12 protein-coding genes are annotated in these 19549 nt (G+C 40.0%); 1 reads left to right on the top strand and 11 read right to left on the bottom strand.

The window, feature by feature from the left end:
• Positions 1-226 precede the first annotated feature (226 nt).
• The 10 genes from BO222_RS01790 to metG all read right to left on the bottom strand — a co-directional run bounded on the left by BO222_RS01790 (position 227) and on the right by metG (position 17021).
• Positions 227-1573, bottom strand: coding sequence for a hypothetical protein (locus BO222_RS01790; protein WP_143356900.1), 1347 nt, complete (start codon positions 1571-1573; stop codon positions 227-229).
• Positions 1574-2229: 656 nt separating this feature from the next.
• Positions 2230-2991 carry a hypothetical protein gene (locus BO222_RS01795; protein WP_075817834.1) on the bottom strand — a complete coding sequence of 254 codons (762 nt, stop codon included), beginning with the start codon at positions 2989-2991 and terminating at the stop codon, positions 2230-2232.
• Between the two features lie 279 nt (positions 2992-3270).
• On the bottom strand, positions 3271-4617 hold the full coding sequence (gene eno, locus BO222_RS01800; protein ID WP_075817836.1) for a phosphopyruvate hydratase: 1347 nt from the start codon (positions 4615-4617) through the stop codon (positions 3271-3273).
• Between the two features lie 138 nt (positions 4618-4755).
• The gene (locus tag BO222_RS01805; protein WP_083647627.1) at positions 4756-7002 is read right to left on the bottom strand and encodes a U32 family peptidase; all 2247 of its coding nucleotides are present in this window, start codon (positions 7000-7002) and stop codon (positions 4756-4758) included.
• Between the two features lie 221 nt (positions 7003-7223).
• Positions 7224-10571 (bottom strand): NlpC/P60 family protein, encoded by a 3348-nt coding sequence (locus BO222_RS01810; RefSeq protein ID WP_075817840.1) that lies wholly within the window; start codon positions 10569-10571, stop codon positions 7224-7226.
• Positions 10572-11743: 1172 nt separating this feature from the next.
• Positions 11744-12157 carry a metal-dependent transcriptional regulator gene (locus tag BO222_RS01820; protein ID WP_075817844.1) on the bottom strand — a complete coding sequence of 138 codons (414 nt, stop codon included), beginning with the start codon at positions 12155-12157 and terminating at the stop codon, positions 11744-11746.
• A gap of 112 nt (positions 12158-12269) precedes the next feature.
• On the bottom strand, positions 12270-13190 hold the full coding sequence (locus tag BO222_RS01825) for a glycosyltransferase (RefSeq protein ID WP_075817872.1): 921 nt from the start codon (positions 13188-13190) through the stop codon (positions 12270-12272).
• Between the two features lie 111 nt (positions 13191-13301).
• A complete protein-coding gene (gene metK, locus BO222_RS01830) occupies positions 13302-14411 on the bottom strand; it encodes a methionine adenosyltransferase (protein ID WP_075817846.1) in 1110 nt (369 codons plus the stop codon).
• A gap of 298 nt (positions 14412-14709) precedes the next feature.
• Positions 14710-15015, bottom strand: coding sequence for a hypothetical protein (locus tag BO222_RS01835; protein ID WP_075817848.1), 306 nt, complete (start codon positions 15013-15015; stop codon positions 14710-14712).
• Positions 15016-15023: 8 nt separating this feature from the next.
• Positions 15024-17021, bottom strand: a complete 1998-nt coding sequence (gene metG / locus BO222_RS01840; protein ID WP_075817850.1) for a methionine--tRNA ligase — start codon at positions 17019-17021, stop codon at positions 15024-15026.
• Between the two features lie 236 nt (positions 17022-17257).
• Here metG and BO222_RS01845 point away from each other — a divergent pair, with 236 nt between their 5' ends.
• Positions 17258-17737 carry an NUDIX hydrolase gene (locus BO222_RS01845; protein WP_075817852.1) on the top strand — a complete coding sequence of 160 codons (480 nt, stop codon included), beginning with the start codon at positions 17258-17260 and terminating at the stop codon, positions 17735-17737.
• A 116-nt stretch (positions 17738-17853) separates the two neighbouring features.
• Here BO222_RS01845 and BO222_RS01850 read toward each other — a convergent pair whose 3' ends face one another.
• Positions 17854-19494, bottom strand: a complete 1641-nt coding sequence (locus tag BO222_RS01850; RefSeq protein ID WP_075817854.1) for an RDD family protein — start codon at positions 19492-19494, stop codon at positions 17854-17856.
• Positions 19495-19549 lie beyond the last annotated feature (55 nt).

The following is a 19549-nucleotide window of genomic DNA, read 5'->3' on the forward strand; positions in this document are numbered from 1 at the left end:
GGGAAGAGAGAATGGAGCAGTGGCAAACGGCCCTGAATCGAGTTATAGTGTGTTTGGTAATTTTGTTTATTGAGCATGAACATATTTTACCAAAAAAGGCACCTCATCCATTACGGATCAGGTGCCTCTTTTTATTTTTGGACTGTCAGAAATTTAACAGCCCCTTTGTCGTTCATGTCTTGCAACTTATATTTTGTCCGTTAATCAAAGTGTTTTACTTCTGATTTTACGGATTTAGCGGTCTCGTACTTTTAAGTTTCTTAAAAAATTCAAAAACAAGCAGCACTGAAAAGACTTCTGTGAGATATTGAAGAGTAATCCCCCCAGCTGTATAAAAAGTCAGAATGCTTCTTGCCCAGTCGTCCAAACCGTCTTCTATAAAAATGAATTCTGAAAACCAGCTTACGACAAATACATATGCAATCCATATTCCTATCATGCAAAAGACGGAAGACAACAGATAGATTATCTTAGGTTCTCCTGATATCTGCCTAAATTGATTCAACAACAGATAAACCCAGCTGATAAAACCAGTCAATAACAAAAGTGGATTCATGATTCTATAAATCCAGAAAATGAGTTCTGCGATTCCGTTGGCAATTTTTCGATTATTCCAGAGTTGTTCCTGATTAGCCTGATTAGCAGGAGCAAAAAGATCTTCATGCGCAGTATTCTGTGCTTTTTTAAAAGTTCCTGAATTGCTGTCTATGGATGGTTTCATTGTGACTTTATAGCTGTCTAACAATATACTTCCTCTTAATGTATTGACCATATAAGGCCATAAATTAAAAATTTCCTCCACACTCCTGCTGCCTGCCTGTTTTGTCAGGAAAAACCTTCCCTCCTGCTTTTTTAGTTTTCCCTGCCTGAAAGCCTCTTCGATTTCATCATTCACCTGACCAAAAAAGGCCTGAGTTTTTTCTCCTGATTCCCAGGTTTTGCTGTCTGCAAGAGCAGATAATATGACCCACGGTATAAAGTCTCCATGAATCTGCTCTTTACTCAGATCGAAGAAGGAGCCTTTATAGATCCTTTTAAGTAATTCAGGTTCATTTTTCAGTGTCGGTGATGCTTCAATCGCTGAAAACAAAGCATCGTTTGGTGCCCAATAAATCGAGTCTCGTTTTGATGAATCAATCTCATAAACCAGAGAAGCAAAATGGGCTAATTCTCCTTCTGTTCTTGAATTGATCAAACGCACTCCGAATGCTTTTTCATTAATGCAGCGAACTGTCTCATTCGCTGCAAACGAAACACAAAAAGGTAGAGCTAATAATAAAATCAATACCCCATTTCTCTTCAGTAAACTTGAAAAACCATCATTAAGTATTCTGTTGTTTCTGAGATACTCTGCAATTTCAACCCCTATTCGGATTAAACAGGCTGAAACTGTAAATATCAGTACCGCAAGCAGCCAGAGTCCGTCTTCCTTTGAAAGATAAGCAATCGGATAAGTTACAGAGACAAGTCCAATATCCCAGAATACAGACTTAAGAGGCACTTTCTTTTTTAACCAGAAATCCATTGTCAGCAAAAGGTAGGACTCAAAAAACAGTCCCAGCCAGGGTGCCATAAACATTGATCGGTAAATTTTAAGTCCCGAACGATAATCAAAAGCAATTGGACAAAAAAGTATAAATATGAATCCAAAAAACAAAATTTTCCTATTTTTTGTCAACCTGGACATAATGAACCAGCACAATCCCGAAACAGCCAGCCATAAAAGACTTGACCAGAACCATAGAGGAATATGAGATTTTCTGACAAACCATAGAAACACGAAATATACTGGACTTTTTATCATTGACCATGCGCTGTTTGCCGTAACGTATGAATGCAGATAGCTGGAATTGACAAACCAGCCATCATCATAACCTGCTTCTGAGTTAATCGTATTTCCTAAACCTGCAGCCAGTAAAAAACGAAATAGAATCAACAGGCCAATCAATGCAAATAATATCCATGGTTTAGCAACATCTTTCTTTTTTTCAGACACCATTCTTTCTCCCACTGTTCCAAACATAAAACCAGTAAATTTTTATCCGATTTTATCTGTTCACAGGCAAATCAAGCCACCTTAAGAACATACTTATCAATTATCTCAGAATACTCTAAATCATTCAAAATCTGATTGTTTTTGGCGCAAGCAAAAAAAGACAGCACTAGTTGGCTGTCTTTTCGAACGGGATAATCATCTACATTTATCAATTTTTAGTTTTAAAATTAACTCTACCAGGCAGTAGCAATATCGATCTGAGTTGGATTTCCACTTGCAAATCCGCCGGTATCACAAACAATACCCATGCCCAGAGATGTAGGAACCAAAGATCCTCTTGGGAGAATCCCCAGATGGGCCGCTATCATGACATAATTGCCAAGCATCTTTACTCCATCGTCGCGAACCCAGTACGGTTCGTTATTTCCGATACCCCTCATAATGCTAACAACTCCATCCATCGGTAGATTGTAATAAGTTTCCTTTCCTGATGGTCCATAGTTTACGCCAGCTGAAGCACTCAGCACAGAACCATTCCAATTGGAGCTGGATTTTGTTTCAGCTTTCTTTGCAGCTTCCTTTTCTTCTTTTTCTTTCGCTGCTTTCTTTCTGGCTTCTTCTTTCGCCTTTTCTTCAGCCGCTTTTTTCTGCTTCTTCAGGGCTGTGATTTCTGACTGATCATACGTAAATGATGCAGGTGAAACATAGTAAACTTCACCTTTCACCTTAACCTCTGCTAATCCAGTATGAGAACCTGAAATCATGGTTCCTTCTGTATATTTTTTGATTTTCTGATCCAGAGTACTGTGAAGCTGATCATCTCTTTTTGCAAGAGTATCTTCTTTAAACATCACGGGAATATCGACATTTGAATGAATATCTACAGCTTTTAAGTTTAGATTATCAGAAGCTGCTTCAACTTCATGAATTCTAGAAGCAAATGGAGTGACCATTGCAGCGCAAAGCAAACCGGTAAATAATGCTTTTTTCATCATACTGTGACCTCCTGTATTCATCTATTTCGTTTTCAAGTTATAATTTGGAACAAATTCACTAATTAAAAAGGGAGACTTCTTCCGCATAATGCTTCGAGTCCCCCTTTGACCAGGAAATCTTAACAATTTATAAAGTTTCTCTCAATAGAATTTAAAGACCACGCCCAATGAAAGCTTTACCAGTTCATTTTTTCTGATATTTTTCCAAAGATGTAAACGGATTCTATAAAAAAAGACTCCCGAAGGAGTCTTTCATTTTTGATTCAAATTAGTTTTTGATTAACCCTGTTTAGCCATGTCAGCTTCTACAGCAGCCATATCGAGCTGATAGAATGCAGCAGTTCCTGGGTATTCAGCAACTTTTACAGTTCCGCGTTTGTTCAGTTCGTCTTCAATACGCATCAGACGGTTGTACTTAGCGATACGGTCAGTTCTGGAAAGAGAACCAGTCTTAATCTGTCCAGCATTTGTTCCAACAGAGATGTCAGCGATTGTGGAATCTTCTGTTTCACCGGAACGATGAGATACAACAGTTGTGTAGTTGTGTTTCTGAGCCAGTTCAATTGCATCGAATGTTTCAGTCAGAGTACCAATCTGGTTAACTTTGATCAGGATCGAGTTAGCGATACCCTTAGCAATACCTTCTGCAAGGATCTTAGGATTTGTAACGAAAAGGTCGTCACCAACAAGCTGGATACGTTTTCCGAGAGCATCGGTCAGTTTCTTCCAACCATCCCAGTCACGTTCTCCAAGACCGTCTTCGATAGAAATAATAGGATATTTTTCAACCCATTCTTTATACATTTCGATCATTTCTTCAGAAGTCTTGTTTCCGCCGCCGGATTTCTTCAGTTCATACATACCAGTTTCGTGGTTATGGAATTCAGAAGCAGCAACGTCCATAGCGATCATAATATCTTTTCCAGGAACATAACCTGCTTTTTTGGTAGCTTCAACGAGCAGTTCGAGAGGTTCTTCGTTTCCATCAACGCAGCTAGGAGCGAATCCACCTTCATCACCAACGTTTGTATTATAACCTTTTGCTTTCAGTACAGATTTCAGATTATGGAATACTTCAGCAGCCATACGTACAGCTTCTTTTTCAGAAGAAGCACCAACTGGCATAATCATGTATTCCTGGAAGTCTACTGTAGAGTCAGCATGTGAGCCACCATTGATTACATTGCACATTGGTACAGGCATTACATGGGAGTTGCATCCACCAACGTAGTTATAGAAAGGAATTCCATAGTAATCAGCAGCAGCCCAGGCAGCAGCCATGGAAACAGCTAATGTGGCGTTAGCACCTAAGTTGGATTTAAAATCAGTTCCATCCAGCTCCAGCATAGTTTTATCGATCAGGATCTGATCGGTTACATCCATCCCGATGATGGCAGGTGCGATGATCTTGTTTACATTTTCAACAGCTTTAGTAGTTCCTTTTCCCAGGTAACGGTTTTTGTCACCATCACGCAGTTCGAGGGCTTCTCTTTCACCAGTAGAAGCTCCACTTGGAACCATAGCGCGTCCGTATGCTCCGGATTCAGTTGTAATTTCGCATTCAACTGTTGGGTTTCCACGAGAGTCGAGGACTTCGCGTGCGTAAACATCCGTAATAATAGGCATTGTTTAATTTCCTCCTTCGCCTTCAATTCACCTTCAGTATATCATTTCTGAATCCTCAATGTTACTTGTTTTCAACGAAATGAAAAGAGCTGTCATTCTCATTTTTTATGGCATGTAAATGGAGCGCATTCATCTATTTTAAACTTCAAAATGCTTTGAAAATCGCTCCAGAACTTGCCTGGTCTGATTTTTATCTTCATCACTCATTGACAGCAAAAATGAATCGATTCCCTGCTCCTTGAAACTTTGAATCTCATCAATATGGTCCACTTTATCTTCATCAAAAACCTGCATTCTGCATTTTGGATCTCCATAAAGCCAGGCCCGTTTTCCATCTTTACCTTCCAGACGATAATCTGCTTTTCTGCATTCAGCACATTCTTTTCTTGTTCCATCTTTTAAAGCAGTATTAATTGGGCAATGATTCATTAACATCATCTGGTTTGCTCCATAAACCGGAAGAATGACAGGTGCTTTCTGATGATATCTGCTTTCAAAGGATTCAATCATTTCTTTTCGGCCTTCATCGGATAATTCCGGTGAGAGAATTGCTCCTTCATAACCCATTTCAAGCAGCGCAGCCAACGCGTATGAATTGGTTATGTTCATGCCTGAAACAATAGGTGCTTCACCGAGGTGAACACCGACAAGCCCCTGCTGATCACTTAATGAAGCTTCCCTATGTGTATTTTGTATTGGAAACTGACTGATGATCGTCCACTTACTATTCTGGTTGTCATCATCATTCAATTCGGTTGAATTTATTACCTGTTGTGGCTTTTGAATTTCGAGAAGGTTAGGCATCTGTCTGACTTGATTGATCTGGAAATCATAATCTTTTCTGTCAATTTCTTTTGGTTTTAATATCTGTTTGGCCAGAAGGTCAAGAACATCATCACGTAATCGATTCAACTCTTTTAGAGGAACAAAAACCGGTTCAAGAATAGTCACATCGATATGCTTTGTTTTGGCAAAAGAATTGCCAGTCTTCGAGAGCTGTTTAATGAAATCATCTTCGGCGGTGGGGCGTTTAACGGGATTTTGAGCAATCATTCTTTCAATTTGGGCTTCATAAGGACCGCACAGAACCCGGAGCAATACCGGTTTATCCGCTCCATCTGCAATCAGTTCAAAATGAACTGACCGTTGCCTTTTAGTCTGCTGTACTTCTCTTTTCACTTCTTTTTCAAGCAGAGAATCTACAGTTTTAAGAACTCGTGCTCCATTAAAGACACCTTTAACAAATGGAATCTGAACAGTTTCAGCTTTTTTGGCTGATGATTTTAATCGACCATCTTTGCCATAAAGAAAATTGACACGGCAGCCTGTTGAAGATCGTTCACTGTCAAATCGAATACCATCATCCTGATGAAGATCATCAGACAGTTCGACCTGGATTCGATCTTTACTGATTCGAACCACCTTTCCAATTTCAATCCCCTGATGCGAACCGGAATGACTGTTCATCAGATCGTTGCCGCGCTTATTAAATGTATGACCTCTGGTAAATCCTCTGCTGTACGCTAAACTCAACTCTCGAATATCCTGATCAGAAAGATGAATTCCTTTCTGCGCTTTTCTTGCTTTCAAAACGGATTCATAGACATAGACCGGTGATTTCATACGGCCTTCTATTTTCAAAGAATCCACTCCTGCTTTCTGCAGGGCTGGAATATCCTGCAAAATTGAAAGATCTTTAGGAGACAGAAGATAAGTACCTGAGGCATGAACAGGCTTTCCATTTTTTAGCAAAGTATATTCCATACGACAGGGCTGCGCACAAGAACCTTTATTCCCTGATCGACCATACCGGATCCGTGAAAACTGGCATTGCCCAGAATAAGAAATACATAGAGCCCCATGGACGAAAACTTCCAACTCCAAACCAGCCTTTTTACAGGCTTTAATTTCTTCAAGTGTGGCTTCTCTGGCAAGTACAACTCGAGTGACACCCAATTGTTTCAGCTTTTCAATTTGTTCTGGCCGATTAACAGATACCTGAGTTGATGCGTGAAGTTCTATTTCCGGTAAGGTATGGTGTAAATAGTGAATCAATCCTAAATCCTGAATAATCAATGCATCTGCACCTGCACGAGAGACTTCTTCAGCCAGGGCAGCAGCTTCCAGAATTTCAGATTCTTCAAGAATCGTATTCATAGTGATATAGATTTTCATACCTGCCAGATGGGCTTTATGAATAACTTCTTTCATTTCACTCATACCAAAGTTTGCTGCATAAGCACGAGCCCCAAATTTAGGAAGCCCCATATATACAGCATCTGCACCAGCCGCAAAGGCCGCTTCAAAAGCTTCTCTGTTTCCCGCTGGCGCCAAGATTTCAGCTCTCATCATCAATCCTCCATCTGCCAGTAAAATATTAATCATTTTCCGGCTACTCCTATTGTAATCAGTCTTCCTACGGATTGCTGAATTATACAAAGCATGATCAGCTGAGTCCAAAGTATTCGCATTAGATTATTGAAAACTTATTCATGCATCGAAATTTAATTAACTTATGGCAAATTTAATTAACCTATGACATAAAAAAGCTGTATCCGTGTTATAACGGAACAGCTTTTTGGAATATCACTATTATTTTCGTAACATTAAACCGGAAGGCGCATTGGATACCTTGGTGCTGGGCCTCCATAATGATAGGCAATGTCATACATTGAACCAATCTGACATCCACCTTGGGCCATGTACATAATCATTCCATTACCTACATAAATTGATGAATGAGTAAAACGTGTTGTCACTGGAGTCCAAGTTCCACAATACACTACGAGATCTCCAGGCACCAGGGAACTAACACTTGGCAGCATATAAGCATATCCTTTTTGTGTAACAAATTCATGAACATTTGCTGCATTCATATGCAGATCAAATGCCTTATTGAAAGTTCTCATAACAAAACCAATGCAATCAAGATATTTATCATTGTCACGGCCACCGGAAGAAAATTGTGCACCCCAATGTTCGGAAGCAGAAAGCAAAAGCTTACCCAACTTTGTATTAGCACCCGCGTATAGCGTAGGATAACCAGGGGGATCGAAGATAACCTGACCATTGACTATCTTGCACCAACTTGGGCGAGTTGAAATTTGTTTTGCCTTACCCGTTGCTGGATCAATTTTGAACTTACTTCCGTTAATCTCGTATTCTGCTTGATAAACCAGATTTCCATTTTTATCAAAAACATAGTTCTGATCTTCATTATGAATACTGTTATAGGCTTTTTTTATATTTACAAATTCGTTAACAGCCATTGCTCCTGAGCCAGGATGGAAATATTTCCAATTATTATCAATTTTGCGAGTGCCATACACCATTTTTCCATCAGATCCATAGTAAACTGTCTTTTCACCCTGAGGTTCAAGGTCCTTCGTCAGTTTTACCAGTTTGTTTTTGGCAACCTGTCCATTCCGATCCATGAAATACCAGCCGCCCTGATATTCAAACTGTGTATTAACCGCCCGATCTCCATTCTGGTTGTAGACAGCAAAACCATCTTTTTCCACTCTGGCATATTTGTTTTTCAGTTTTCCACTTCCAGGAGCTGCATAGAAGACTTTAGAGTCCCGTTCAATTTCTCCATACAGCATTTTACCTAGTCCGGATCCAGGTTTACCTGTTGTTTCATAGTAAACCCACTTTGGATCGTTTGGCTGATAATTCTTATCTAGATAGAATTTTCCTGTAATCATTCTTCCGGATCCGCGTTCAAAGCAATACCAGTCATTTCCAATCTGGCGCTGTCCATATACCATGATTCCTGTTTTGGTGTCGTAATAGACCGTCTTATCCCGGTCAGTTTTGTCCGCGGTCTTCTTCAGGTCATGGAATCCTGTTTTCATCAATCCGGTATTGTAATCAAAGAATCTCCACTGGTTGGGGCCTGTCTCTTTTTCTCCAGTCACCATTACTCCATTGCCATCCAGATAGATTTTTCCGCCAGTAACATCTACCAGTTTATTGACAGCTTTCGTTCCAGATCCTGGCATCAGATAGTATTTTTTTCCATTGATTTCCTGCAGACCATAGAGCATGGCTCCTCTGTTTTCCTGTTTAGGACTGTAGTAAACCAGTTTGGGATCATCCGGCTGATAGTTCTTATCTAGATAGAAAAATCCAGTAATCATTCTTCCAGATCCGCGTTCAAAGCAATACCAGTCATTGCCAATCTGGCGCTGTCCATATGCCATGATTCCTGTTTTGGTGTCGTAATAGACCGTCTTATCCCGGTCAGTTTTGTCCGCGGTCTTCTTCAGGTCATGGAATCCTGTTTTCATCAATCCGGTATTGTAATCAAAGAATCTCCACTGGTTGGGGCCTGTCTCTTTTTCTCCAGTCACCATTACTCCATTGCCATCCAGATAGATTTTTCCGCCAGTAACATCTACCAGTTTATTGACAGCTTTCGTTCCAGATCCTGGCATCAGATAGTATTTTTTTCCATTGATTTCCTGCAGACCATAGAGCATGGCTCCTCTGTTTTCCTGTTTAGGACTGTAGTAAACCAGTTTGGGATCATCCGGCTGATAGTTCTTATCCAGATAGAAAAATCCAGTAATCATTTTTCCAGATCCGCGTTCAAAGCAATACCAGTCATTTCCAATCTGGCGCTGGCCATAAGCCATGATTCCTGTTTTGGTGTCGTAATAGACCGTCTTATTCTGATCTGTTTTATCTTTGATTTTATCCAGATCTTTGAATCCGGCAACCATCAGATGAGTGGTCTTGTCAAAGTATCTCCACTGATTTGGTCCGGTCTCTTTTTCTCCGGTAATGGCCTTACCATCACTGCCTAGATAGATTTTTCCTTTAGTTCCGTCAACTGTGACCTCTGCAATACCATTCGTCAGCATCTTTCCGGAACCATCTTTGAAATAATAAAGGTCCTTACCCACATTAGCCATTCCATATACCATGGCTCCATAAGGGGTCTTTCCACTTTTGCTTGTGTTGTAATAAACCACTTTTGGATCGTCCGGCTGATAACTCTTATCCAGATTCACAATTCCTGTCTTCATCACTCCGGTCTGGTTATCAAAGCAATACCAGTCATTATTAACCTGATGCTGACCATATTGCATCGTTCCGTCTTTTCCATAGTAATAGGACTTATCGTCGGTAACCGCCACAATTTTGTTGACGGCCATAGCTCCTGTTTTCTGATCAAAGAAATAGTTCTTATTATCTAAAGTCAGCTGGCCAAAATGCATGTAACCGTTCTTATCATAGTAAACGGTTTTTTCACCTTGAGGATTGTATTCTTTTTTCAGATGAGTCAGCCCGGTAAACAGAACACCAGTCTGCTTGTCCGCACAGACCCATAATTCCCTGCCGGCTTCTTCTCCGACTTTATTCTGACCATAAATGATTTTTCCATCTAAACCAAAGTTATAAAGCTTTCCATCGACTGTTTTAACACCAATCAGCGCCTGTCCGTTTTCAAAGTAGCTGAGCTTATCGCTGCTCCAGCCATTCAATTGAACTTTCGGAGTTTCAGTGACCACCAGTTCTGTAATGATAGAGGTCTTATCGTCCAGGTTAGATTCTTCGTTTTTCAGAAGAACATTTTCATTTTCTTTAACTTCGTCAGTCTGATCTGAACCCTCCGATTTATTTTCTTCATTTTCATCCTTCAGATTCGTTTCATTCTTATTATTTCCTGAAGGCAGGTCTGTAATCGTTTGGTCTTCAGCAGGACCTGAATTTGTTGAAACCACATCCAGAACTTGAGAACCCTCTGAAGGTAAAGCTGAAAGATCTTGTTCTGCGGTCTGAGCCTTTTCATTATCATTAATGAAAGGGGTACTTGATGTTTCCTGCGTAGTCTGTTCATCACCAGAAACTGCAATAACGGCATCTTCTGCAAAAACTTCAGCAGCAGCTGCTGTGCTGAATCCTGTCGCAGCAATGACAGCGGCAGCAACAATTGATTTTTTCATAAGATGTTTCCTTCCTAAAAAATTATTACTACGAACAAATTATATTCGTTTCCGAAACTAATTCTATAGGAAAAACATAATTTGTCGTAATTTTTGTTATTTTGAATAGAGTTTTACCATTTTGTGAATATATTCAAGCATTATGAGACAATAAATCAGTCTTGTGTGATTGTTTTTTCCAAAAGATTCCTTAACAAATTGACTTAAAAAAAAACGGTTTAACATGGAATTGATGCTAAACCCTATATTTTTTGATCAAAACAAAGCTTCTATTTCCCTTTGTTTCATTAACAGCATACATATTTTGTATTCTTTATGATCCAGATGACGAGGCGCTGGATAGCCTTGATGAAAATTGTATTAAATAGGCATTTGCCGCAATAAAAAAATGGCAATTTTACGCTTATTCATTATTTAAATTATCCAAACTTGAAGGGAAGGAACCGAATTCTCCATCGAGATCGTGATACTGAACCGCTAATGATGAAATATGGTTACAGGAATAGATATGGGTACGGATAAAACAGATCCATTCGATGCTGCTGCAATTCCCGTGTTTCGTCCCTATGACAATATAGTAATGATCATCATTAATATTTCGTTGGTTTTTTTGTTTTGGAGCTGCTGTTCCAATGAAACTGCAGGAGCGTTCCTGCTGTCCAGCCTGTCCACAACTAACCGGATAAACCCATATACAATGCCAATGCACTCTTTCGCCCAAACAATCCAATACTTCCTGATTGCAGATTCGTAAAATCTCTCCTACCTCTCATCCTCTATGTGAATAGTATATAAAAGGCAGGCGGTTTACTCCTGTCGAACATCTTCCTGATATCCTATTTTGACCGAAGAGTAAAACACGAGAACGATAAACTTATGAGTCCATTTAAGTCGTACCATTCCAGAATTAACACTAAATTTAAATCAAGCGAATATCTATTTGGACTTATTGAATATAAATAATCCGAAGAAGAGAAAGAAAATGATATCAGCGCGCCTTATCTAGCTTGAATAAATCCCATGGAGTATCACTCCATTTATTTAATATGGATGTCGACTTATAACATTTCCTCAATAATGCCCATTGAATTTTGACAAGAAAAAAAGTGGCTCTATTTCTAAGCCACTTTAATCACAATATTTAGCCTTTTTTCGGTACAATCCTGTCTCTATTAGTTGCTATCGTCGCTGCGTTTTGATTCTAACTGCTCTGCTTTCTGATAGAAATTTTGAATTGCTTCAAATGTTTCTTCACTGATGATGTGCTCAATACGACAGGCATCTTTTTGAGCAATATCTCGAGGTACTCCTATATTTTCAAGCATTTCAGAAAAAAACAGATGTCGCCGATATGTAGACTGAGCGACTTCCTTCCCGTTTTCGGTAAGGATCAGATATTTTTTGGGATCGATCTGAAGCAAGCCTTCTTCCTGAAGCAGTTTAACCGCGTGAGATACAGAAGGTTTAGAAAATCCAAGATAACTGGCTACATCCACACTTCTGACATGATCAAGCTGTTCAGACAGAACCAGAATAGATTCAAGATAGTCTTCTACCGATTCAGTAAGTGGTAGTTTTTTGTTCATAGTTAAATGATAGTTGACGCTAACTCAAGAGTCAATCCTGTCGATAGTTTCAATAGTTGGCTGTTCATTAGTTCATCTCAATATTTAAAACCTGAAGAATATGCCATTTTAACTAATTTTTAAGCATACTTATACGGATCAACCGATAAACTTTATCCATATAAGCCATTGAAATAAAAGGGACCTGAACCAGGCTAGAAAAAGCTTTAATCAGATTTCTATTTTTTAACAATGTAAGCCCATTGTTGAACTTTCGATTAGCGATTGTATATTTTTCGGATTCTTCTATGTTGGTATCAGCCAACACCTGTTTCTTGATCTTATCAGGATCAACCACCTTATTATTTCGATAACTATCTGAAAGGATCTTCATCGTTAAGTACTGGTCATAGAGGCTGCTGCGGCTGACAGAACCAGTACTCATACGATATTGAAATAACACTTCCGGAACATTCCCAGCTTTTGCACCTGAAAGAACTGCTCGCAATGTGAAATCATAGTCTTCAGCTGTTGGAATATCTCTATATCCATTTAACTTTTCGTAAAGTTCTCTTTTCATCATCCAGCTTGGATGAGCGAGGACCTGACCATATCTCAAAGCTTTTTTAACTTTCTGACTCTTAGTGGGTATCATTGCTGCTGAATACATGATTTTTCCATTATCATCAATGACCTCGGTCTGCGTTCCGCAAAGATCCAGTTCATGGTCTTTCATCCAGCTCAGCTGCTTTTTAAATCTATCACGTAATGAAATATCATCCGCATCCATCCTGGCAAAGATCTCTCCCTTTGCATTAGAAAATCCTTTTCTCAACGTACTATTCACTCCCAGATTTACTTCATTCTGAAAGAATCGAATTCGAGAATCCATTAGCTTCTTCTTATCCATAAAGTTGACTATCTGTGAATTTTTCGGATCATCCAGAATCACTATCAGTTCAAAATCCTTATAACTCTGATTCAAAATCGAATCAATTGACTGCTCAAGTAAATCGATTGATTCTCTGTAGCATGGCAACACGACTGAAATCATCTTTAACACCCCTTCGTTTATTAACCAGATTTTCAGAAAAAAGCTGGAATGTTCCAATTGAACGTTCCAGCCGGATCAAATTTATTAATGATTATTCATTACAGAATTCAATTACATCTCTAAGTCAATAATTCTTTCCCACGGAAGTTTAGGATCCCCGAAATGTCCATAGTTAGTTGTTGTGCGATAAATTGGTTTTCTTAAATCGAGCTCATCAAGAATGTTTCCAACTTCAAAATTGAAATTTTTATTGATGATCTCAAGTAGTTTTGCATCGCTGACTTTTCCTGTATTGAAGGAATCAACCATGATAGCTACCGGCTCCTTGCGTCCAATCGCGTAGGCAACTTCTACTTCAACCTTATCTGCCAGACCGGCTGCTACCAGGTTTTTGGCTACCCATCTTGCATAATAAGCGGCTGACCGGTCGACTTTGGTTGGATCTTTTGATGAGAAGCAGCCTCCGCCGATATGTCCCATACCTCCATAAGTATCGCAGACAATTTTTCGTCCAGTCGTACCAGAATCTCCGAAGGATCCCCCAACGACAAACGATCCGCTTGGATTTATAAAATATTTCGTATTTTCATCGAGCATCTCTGCTGGAATAACAGCATCAATCACCTGTTCGCGCACGATCTTCTGAACTTCTTCTAAATCAACATCCTTAGAATGCTGAGTGGATACGACAATTGTATCGATTCTTACCGGCTTATCATCCCTGTACTCAACAGAAACCTGGGTTTTTCCATCTGGTTTAAGAACATCTGGCATGCTTCTTCTGACTTTAGAAAGCTGTCTTGAAAGAAGGTGAGCATAATAAATTGGCGCTGGCATCAGCTCTTTTGTTTCATTGGATGCATAACCGAACATGATTCCCTGGTCACCAGCTGCCACTTCCAGAGTTCCATCCTCATTCTTATTGACGGCATCATGAATTTCTTTGGATTGCTCGTTCACGACCACTGTCACTTTATAGTCTTCTGGATATCCAATTTCTTTGAGAACGTCTTTTGCAATTTTTTCATAATCCAGAACAGCCTTCGTATTTGCTTCCCCATAAACGAGGATAAAATCATCCTTGATTGTGGCTTCTACAGCCATGTTCGACAAAGGATCCTGTTCTAATGCTGCATCGAGAATAGAATCTGCGATCAGATCGCAAACTTTATCTGGATGCCCTTCTGTGACTGATTCACTGGTAAAAATATAATCTTTCATATTCCTGCTTCCTTTCCAAATCTATAATGACTCAACTTATTAAAAAACTCAGACACGCCTGAGCATGTCTGAGCTGATCTCTTCTGCTCATTATCGATGTTAGCCGGACCACCGGATGAACGGTTGGCGCAGGATCTGCGAGCTAACTCTCTCCCCTGACTCTTGATAACAGATTCATTAGAATTATAAGTGATTCAATCGGCATTTCAACTGTCCTGAATCAGGTATTTTACAACCTGAGAAAACAGCTCACAATTGATTCGATTTTCTCACTGGTTAAGCGATTGCGAAAATAACCTTATTGTTTTTTCTCTTTCTTATCATCAGATTCCTGAAGATTTTCCTGACTGTCTACCAGATTTCTCCAGGAAAAGGATTCCTTGAGAACTGGATTATCGTCCACGGCAGGATCATCATTTAAAGCGATATTTTTCATCAATTTTTTTAATGTGAGAAAGCGAATCAGCCCAAACAGGAAAATTCCGGCTCCTACGAAGATAAAAATTTTCAGTGAATCATAGCGCAGAATTCCCATGGCCATGACGACAATTCCTAATCCGGCTACCTGAAGCTGAGTAAACAGGGCTTTCTGGTAATTATTCATTCTGGTTACTAACGAAGGACAGTTCCCGGTTGAATTGAGTCTGGAAGGAAAATGACTTCATAGCCATCTGCTGAATCAGCACAGAGAATCATTCCGCTTGAAAGTTCTCCACGCAGTTTGGCAGGTTTCAGATTTGAAACTACCAAAACTGTTTTCCCAGTAATTTCCTCTGGAGTATATTTTTCAGCGATTCCACTGACGATCTGACGAACATCTCCGTTTCCAAGATCTACTTCTTCAATCAGCAGCCGATCCGCTTTAGGATGTCTTTTCGCACTGAGAATCTTTCCAGCTTTCAATTCGATCTTTTCAAAATCACTGAACTCAGCTTCTTTTTTGATTTCAGATTCATTCTTCTTTTCTTTTTTTGATTCTTCTTTTTTTGCCTTTTTCTGCTGCTTCTCTACTTTTTTATTTTCCTTCTTTAAATCTGCAGCCTGTTCACCCATTTCTTCTGCAAATTTTTTCGGATCAATTCTGGCAAATAAAGCGGGAGCTTTAGGTGCTGTATGAATACCTTCTTCAAGAAGCCCAAATGTTTCTGCGGATTCTAAAGAGCGCTGATCGGTGTTCAGCAGATCAAGGATCGTCTTTCCAGTATCTGGCATGAATGGCTCAAGAAGAATTGCACTAATACGGAGACTTTCAAGCAAGTTATAAAGAACTGTCTGCAGGCGGTCTTTCTTTTCTGGATCTCTGGCCAGAATCCAGGGTTCTGTTTCATCGATATATTTATTTGAACGGCGAAGCAGAGTGAAAATTTCATCCAGAGCATCCTTAACGCGGAATTCTTCCATTTTAGCGATGGTATTGTTTACAGCTTCCTTCGCCGTTTCCTTGAGCTGTTCATCTACTTCTTCATTCACATTTGGATTATGGACTTCCCCATCAAAATACTTCTGATTCATGGCAATCGTTCTGGATACCAGATTTCCAAGAATATTCGCCAGATCTGAGTTGATTCTTTCAACGACTAAATCCCACGTAATCGTTCCATCCGATCCAAATGGGATTTCATGCAGACAATAGTATCGAACTGCATCTACCCCAAATTTTTCAACCAGGTCTTCTGCATAAATAACATTCCCTTTGGACTTGGACATCTTTCCTTCGCCCACAAGCAGCCATGGATGTCCAAATACCTGTTTTGGAAGAGGCAGATCCAAAGCCATCAGGAAGATCGGCCAGTAAATTGTATGGAATCGTAAAATATCTTTTCCAATAATATGAGTTCCCGGCCAGAATTTGGTGAACTCTTCACTTTGTTTTTCGGCATAAGGATCATACCCAAGAGAAGTAATATAGTTTGTCAGGGCATCCAACCATACATAAACGACGTGCTTGTCATCAAAGTCTACTGGCACTCCCCAGGTAAATGAACTTCTTGAAACGCACAGATCCTGCAGTCCTGGACGCAGGAAGTTATTGAGCATTTCATTCTTACGGCTTTCAGGCTGAATAAATTCTGGATGATCTTCGATATACTGAATCAGCCGATCCGCATATTTTTGCATATTGAAGAAGTATGCTTCCTCTTTTGCTTTCTGTACAGGTCTGCCGCAATCCGGACAGTTTCCATCGACGAGCTGAGATTCGGTCCAGAAAGATTCACATGGAGTACAGTACCATCCCTCATATTCGCCTTTATAAATGTCTCCCTGTTCGTAAAGTTTCTTAAAAATTTTCTGAACGATACGAACATGGTCTTCATCAGTCGTACGAATAAAGTAATCGTATGATGTATTCATTAAATCCCAGTTGCTTTGAATCTGCTGTTTAACACCATCAACAAATTCCTGAGGGCTTACTCCAGCAGCTGCTGCTTTTTCTTCAATTTTGATTCCATGTTCATCGGTCCCAGTCTGAAAAAACACATCGTAGCCCTGCTTTCTTTTAAAGCGGGCAATTGCATCACTGAGAATAATTTCATAGGTATTCCCAATATGGGGACGGCCGGAAGTATAAGCAATAGCCGTCGTCAGAAAATATGGTTCTTTCTTTTCCATAGCTCTTCATCCTTTCCTGTTATCTATAGGCAGCAAGCCGCTGCCAGAATTGGGCAGATCGTTTTCAGGTGATTCTCTGCGCAATGAATTTCTTACTCTGCAAAAAAACAGAATGGTATAGCTAGTGTATCATATTGAACAAAGGGTCTTACAACTCGTCACAAAGTTCATCGTGTCTTATATGAAACAAATCTAATTTTGAAATATTGAGCATTTTGAATGTTCAGGAGAAGAGAATGCAAAATACAACACTTGGATATATTGAACGAAACGGATGCTGGCTGATGCTGCATCGAGTCAAGAAAAATAATGATATTAACCATGATAAATGGATCGGGATCGGCGGCAAATTCGAACCTGGAGAAACCGCATTGGAATGCATGAAAAGAGAATGTCTTGAAGAAACAGGATTAGTCTGGCATGATCCAGAGCTTCGAGGAATTGTGACTTTTAATTTCCGAAAGCATGAAGAAGATGACCTGTTTTCTGAACAGATGTTTCTTTTTTCCGGCAGTGAGATTTCCGGAGAATTAAAGGAATGTTCAGAAGGTGTTCTTGAATGGATCAGATTGGATGAAGTTAACCAATTGCCCTTATGGGAAGGTGATTTTCTGTTTTTAGATTGCCTTAAAAATAATGCTCCATTCTTTTTTCTGAAACTTGATTACGTCGGTGATCGCTTAATTCACCATGAATTTTCATTTGATCCTTCATAACCCAAACAACCGCAATCCATATAAAAGCAAAAACACTGCATGAACCGGATCTGATTCATGCAGTGTTTTTGTGTAATCAATTCAAGAGAAACATATCCTGTTTGTCCAGGCTGAAGTTATGCGCGAGGCATATTTGGATCCGGCTTTTCATTGTCCAGCGCACGGGTAAAGACTTCAACAGAATGAAGTCCTTTAGCAGGACAATTTGTTTTTCCAAGTTCACGGTCCGGACGTTTGCTTCCGTGATAATCACTTCCAGCAGTAACAAACAGTTTTTCATCACTGGCTACTTTTAACAGGAAGGCCGCAGTTTTTGAATCGACATCCGGGGTGAAGACTTCAAGACCATCCAGACCGGCTTCGATGAGATCCACCAGAGTTTCATTGTCGAGTTCATCGACATGCCAGCCAGACAAAACAGCCATACCTCCGGATTCGTGAATGGCATCAATAAAACTGATAGCATCCGGATAGGTACGTTCGATATAGCAGGGTTTGCCTTGCGTGAAATACTCCTCAATAAAGATTTCACGTGCTTTCTGTTCATCGCCTTCTGCCTGACGGATTGCCTTTTGTACTGGTTCAAGCTGTCTGGTTCTGGGATTTCTAAATACCATATTGGTAAGATCCGCTCCAGTCAGGATCTGAAAGCGGGATTTGGAAAGGATTGAATCCAGATCAATTCGAATATTCATCAGCTTCTCAAAAGCCTGTGCTCTTTTCAATGAAGCTTCTTTTTCGCGCTTCAAAGAATTCTTCTCGACTTCATCAAAGACTGGATTCGTCCAGTCGATGTAGTAACCGAGAATTCGGACTCTTTGATTATTCAAAGAGACATCTGCTTCCATTCCAGGGATATATTGGATGTCATACATGGCCGCAAACCGTAAGGCCTGCGCGTTGGCTCTTGCGCAGTTATGGTCTGTAATTGAAATCACCCGCATATTCTGCTGCTTGGCCTTTTTAAAAATTTCCTCAACATCATCGCTGGCATCATCCGAATAACTCGATCGGATATGAAGATCAATCGGCGAAACGGATGATGAAGGCACTGGATTTGCCGGTTCAGCTTTCTGCTCTTCTTTTTGTTCAGGCTCTGCTTCTTTTGGCTGCTCAACTTCATTTACAGGCTGTTCTTCATTATGAGAAAGAATATGTCTGAATGGATTTCCTAATCGAATTTTATAGGAAGGAACGTAGACTGGAATCAGGGAAAAAACCCAGTCAAACAAAGTCTGCTGCTTATTGCTGGCCAGAACAACCAGGATGGATACAGCCCACCAGACTAACAGCCCGGTAATCGAAAAGAAATATCCAAAAAGCATGATTGGAATTCCAAATCCAAGAAGCTCCCGAAGAACAAGCCGCATGAGGGGAGCTTCTTGCATCGAGATATCTACCAATTTGATTCCAACAACCTGCATACCCCATGTCTGCCCTCGCGTAGCCGCTAAGCGCAGCGGCATTAAAACACAGCTGCAGAAAAACAGAAGAGCATACATCAGATAAAACAGCCAGTCAAAGAAATGGGGAGGAATCAGCCCCGTAAGGATCAGAATAAATTCAATAGCCCAGATATAAACCGGCAGCAGACAGATGTTCAGATCGATCAAAAAAGCAAAGAGATGATTTTCATAATCATCAAAGGTTCTTTTAAGTGGTTTTGCTTTTCTGAACCCTTCTTCACGATACAGCTGCTGTTCTTTCAGCTGGGCGGCCCGGTTAATTTCACTTTCACTAAATTTTGTAGATGGCATCAAACCGCCTCCTGTGGTTAATCATAACAAAAACATCACAATGAAAACAGCAGAG

Origin of the sequence: Ileibacterium valens (genome assembly GCF_001945525.1) — a bacterium.
GTDB classification, from domain to species: domain Bacteria; phylum Bacillota_I; class Bacilli_A; order Erysipelotrichales; family Erysipelotrichaceae; genus Ileibacterium; species Ileibacterium valens.

Coding starts and splice junctions, on each gene's coding strand:
- BO222_RS01795 (WP_075817834.1), bottom strand. CDS start 2,991: ATGATGAAAAAAGCATTATTTACCGGTTTGCTTTGCGCTGCAATGGTC.
- BO222_RS01835 (WP_075817848.1), bottom strand. CDS start 15,015: ATGAATAATTACCAGAAAGCCCTGTTTACTCAGCTTCAGGTAGCCGGA.
- BO222_RS01805 (WP_083647627.1), bottom strand. CDS start 7,002: ATGATTAATATTTTACTGGCAGATGGAGGATTGATGATGAGAGCTGAA.
- BO222_RS01820 (WP_075817844.1), bottom strand. CDS start 12,157: ATGAACAAAAAACTACCACTTACTGAATCGGTAGAAGACTATCTTGAA.
- metK (WP_075817846.1), bottom strand. CDS start 14,411: ATGAAAGATTATATTTTTACCAGTGAATCAGTCACAGAAGGGCATCCA.
- metG (WP_075817850.1), bottom strand. CDS start 17,021: ATGGAAAAGAAAGAACCATATTTTCTGACGACGGCTATTGCTTATACT.
- BO222_RS01810 (WP_075817840.1), bottom strand. CDS start 10,571: ATGAAAAAATCAATTGTTGCTGCCGCTGTCATTGCTGCGACAGGATTC.
- BO222_RS01825 (WP_075817872.1), bottom strand. CDS start 13,190: ATGATTTCAGTCGTGTTGCCATGCTACAGAGAATCAATCGATTTACTT.
- eno (WP_075817836.1), bottom strand. CDS start 4,617: ATGCCTATTATTACGGATGTTTACGCACGCGAAGTCCTCGACTCTCGT.
- BO222_RS01850 (WP_075817854.1), bottom strand. CDS start 19,494: ATGCCATCTACAAAATTTAGTGAAAGTGAAATTAACCGGGCCGCCCAG.
- BO222_RS01790 (WP_143356900.1), bottom strand. CDS start 1,573: ATGGCACCCTGGCTGGGACTGTTTTTTGAGTCCTACCTTTTGCTGACA.
- BO222_RS01845 (WP_075817852.1), top strand. CDS start 17,258: ATGCAAAATACAACACTTGGATATATTGAACGAAACGGATGCTGGCTG.